Source organism: Pseudomonas sp. GCM10022186 (genome assembly GCF_042656385.1).
GTDB lineage: Bacteria > Pseudomonadota > Gammaproteobacteria > Pseudomonadales > Pseudomonadaceae > Metapseudomonas.
Genome location: NZ_JBHSOU010000035.1, coordinates 1 through 1,153, shown reverse-complemented (window position 1 = coordinate 1,153; position 1,153 = coordinate 1). Strand labels below are relative to the sequence as shown.

Genomic DNA, 1,153 nt, shown 5'->3' with positions numbered 1-1,153 from the left:
CCCATCACCGATGTGGTGAACATCGGCATCGGCGGCTCCTTCCTCGGCCCGCAGCTGGTGTCCGAGGCCCTGCTGCCCTTCGCCCAGAAGGGCGTGCGCTGCCACTACCTGGCGAACATCGACGGCAGCGAGTTCCGCGAACTGGCCTGCAAGCTGAACGCCGAGACCACCCTGTTCATCGTCTCGTCGAAGTCCTTCGGCACCCTGGAAACCCTGAAGAACGCCCAGGCCGCGCGCGCCTGGTACCTCGCCCAGGGCGGCAGCGAAGCCGAGCTGTACCGGCACTTCATCGCCGTCTCCAGCAACCGCACCGCGGCGGTGGCCTTCGGCATCCGCGAAGAGAACATCTTCCCCATGTGGGACTGGGTCGGCGGGCGCTACTCGCTGTGGTCCGCCATCGGCCTGCCGATCGCCATGTCCATCGGCATCTCCAACTTCAAGGAACTGCTGTCCGGCGCCTACAGCATGGACCAGCACTTCCAGGGCACGCCCTTCGAGCGCAACATCCCGGTGATCCTCGGCCTGCTCGGCGTCTGGTACGGCGACTTCTGGGGCGCCCGCAGCCATGCCATCCTGCCCTACGACTACTACCTGCGGAACTTCACCGACCACCTGCAGCAGCTGGACATGGAGTCCAACGGCAAGAGCGTGCGCCAGGACGGCAGCCCGGTCAGCGCCGGCACCGGCCCGGTGATCTGGGGCGGCGTCGGCTGCAACGGCCAGCACGCCTATCACCAGCTGCTGCACCAGGGCACCCACTTGATCCCGGCGGACTTCATCGTCCCGGTGTCCAGCTACAACCCGGTGGCCGACCATCACCAGTGGCTGTTCGCCAACTGCCTGTCGCAGAGCCAGGCGCTGATGCTCGGCAAGTCCCGCGCCGAGGCCGAGGCCGAACTGCGCGCCCAGGGCCTGGCGGAAGCGGAGGTGCAGCGCCTGGCGCCGCACAAGGTGATCCCCGGCAACCGCCCGAGCAACACCCTGGTGATGGAGCGCATCAGCCCGCGCCGCCTGGGCGCGCTGATCGCCATGTACGAGCACAAGGTCTATGTGCAGAGCGTGCTCTGGGGCATCAACGCCTTCGACCAGTGGGGCGTGGAGCTGGGCAAGGAGCTGGGCAAGGCCGTCTATTCGCGGCTGATCGGCCAGGACG

At 67.6% G+C, this 1,153-nt stretch carries 1 protein-coding gene; it reads left to right on the top strand.

Going from position 1 to position 1,153, the window contains the following annotated elements; genetic code table 11:
- Window positions 1–1,153 (top strand): glucose-6-phosphate isomerase (gene pgi / locus ACFPU0_RS14640; protein ID WP_377693820.1); only part of this gene is annotated, 1,153 nt, incomplete at both ends.